This is a genomic window from Bacillus sp. JJ1521, from assembly GCF_036965165.1.
Classification (GTDB): domain Bacteria; phylum Bacillota; class Bacilli; order Bacillales; family Bacillaceae_L; genus Ferdinandcohnia.
On record NZ_JBALOX010000011.1, the window covers coordinates 188,266 to 190,481 of the forward strand.

At 38.2% G+C, this 2,216-nt stretch carries 2 protein-coding genes; both read right to left on the reverse strand.

All coding sequences use genetic code 11. The features are described 5' to 3' along the window. The coding region (locus V7147_RS02785) for a sugar ABC transporter ATP-binding protein (protein ID WP_335366334.1) at positions 1-895 on the reverse strand (895 nt) is incomplete at its 3' end. A gap of 107 nt (positions 896-1,002) precedes the next feature. Then, positions 1,003-1,986: an ABC transporter substrate-binding protein gene (locus V7147_RS02790; RefSeq protein WP_335366335.1), complete on the reverse strand. Its 984-nt coding sequence runs from the start codon at positions 1,984-1,986 to the stop codon at positions 1,003-1,005. Between the last annotated feature and the right edge of the window lie 230 nt (positions 1,987-2,216).

Below are 2,216 nucleotides of genomic sequence, written 5' to 3' on the forward strand. Positions count from 1 at the left end.
CAAAAATTGATTGGAAAAGTTCAGATCGACCATCTCCAAGAAGTCCTGTAAAACCTACTATCTCACCTGCTCGTATTGAAAAGCTAATATCCCTAAAAATATGACCTGAAGTTAAACCCTCTACACTTAGTACCTCATTTCCAACCTTTTTCTTCCTAACTAAAGACTCCGTTCTCACATCATGTCCCACCATATATCGTGCAAGATCATTTGTTTTCACTTCACTTACATTTCCTTCAGATACCAAGTTCCCATCCCGAAGCACAAGGTAACGATTACAAATTTCCAACACTTCATTTAATTTGTGAGAGATAAAAATAATCCCGACATTATGCTCCTTAAGTGTTCTCATCATCGCAAATACTCTCTCAATTTCCTGATCAGTTAAGGAAGTGGTCGGTTCATCCATGATAATGAAAGATGCATTTGACATTATCGCACGACATATTTCAATGATTTGTTTATAGGAAGCATCAAGGTCACGTACCAATTTTTTCGGATCTAGATTTACGTTCATTTTTTGAAACATTTCTTTTGTTTCTTGATACATTTTTTCCAAATCCAGGCTACCTCTTTTTGTTTTTAGCTCACGACCGAGAAACATATTTTCATAGATTGGTAAATCATTGATTAAGTTCAGTTCCTGATGAATGAAGGCAATTCCAGCATCCTGAGATTGTGCTGGTGTGGCAAATTCCACTTCGTTCCGATCAATTTGAATTGAACCAGAATCCATTTGCAATACGCCACCTAATATGTTCATTAGAGTGGATTTTCCAGCCCCATTTTCACCAAGCAATGCGCAGATCTCACCGCCTTTTAAGGAAAATGATACATCCTTAAGTACATCATTGCTTCCAAATGATTTACGAATATGTGTCATCTCAATTATCATGCAATCACTTCCAAACCTTTAAAATCAATTACTTCACTCACAAAGAAGGTAAAAGAGATGGGCCATAGCAGTAGTGCCATAGCCCCCATGATTTACGAGCCTTTTTCTTAATAAGGTGAACCCTCGTCGAGGAAATCTTTATAATTGTCTCTATCAACGATTGTTGTAGGAATAATGGTTTCCTTTTCCACATTCTCACCCTTTAAAACCTTAAGTGCCACATCAACAGCATCCTTAACCATTGCCGGGCTGTACAGTGCAGATTGGATCCAGATATCTTCATTCTCTGGCATCATCTTGAAATATTCCTGCATACCACCGCCACCAGTTACTACTTTGATATCTGTTCTTCCCGCTTCTTTTATAGCTTGTAACACACCAACGGAAGTTTCATCGTCCAAGGAATATACAGCATCTATTTTATCAAGGCTTGTTAAAATATCCGCAAAATCCTTCAAACCATCTTCTCTTGTAAACTGAGTCGCATACGTTTTAAGTTCAATATCTGGAGCGAGCCCTTCAATTGTTTCAACAAACCCCTTCTTACGCAACTCGGAAACTGAACCAGAGGTTGGAACCTCAAGAATAACAACATTTCCTTCTTTACCGATTTTGTCAACAATGTAATTTGCACCTTGAACACCCATGTCTTCATTATCTCCTGCAACACGATAGACCCCATCTACATCAATAGCGATATCAAAGTTAATGACCTTAATGCCCTCATCTATTGCCCTTTGAATCGGTACTTCCATACCTTCCCATTGTGGGAACGCGACAATCGCTTCTGCACCCCACGTCATTAAATCATCTAATTGTGAAGTCATCTCTGCTGCGTTACTACTTGTTTGTATTTGATACTCGATCTCACCGGAAAGTTCCTTCGCACGCGCTTCCGCATTGTACGCAACTGCTGCGACCCAACCATGTGTTACAGCCGGAGCTAGAATACCAACCTTGTATTTTTTACCTGAATCTTTTCCAGAATCCCCAGATGAAGTGTCACCAGTTTGTTCCGAATCACTACATGCGCTCAGAACTGGAATTAATAATAAAACTAGCAATGATACTAAACGTAAAGCTTTCTTCATAAAAAATAACCCCCTCGTTTTTTAACTAGTAATCTATTACAAATAGAATTGAAACCTAAGTAAAAATTCGTACTAGTATACAAAAGCGCTTTCATCTAGGAGTTAATAACAAGTTGTCGTTTTTATGTGGACATTGTGATATGTAATGGAAAACGCTGAATTGGAACATGTTTTCCTGCTTCTTACGAAGTTGAATGTAATAAATGATTGGATTGGTGTATATGTAATTG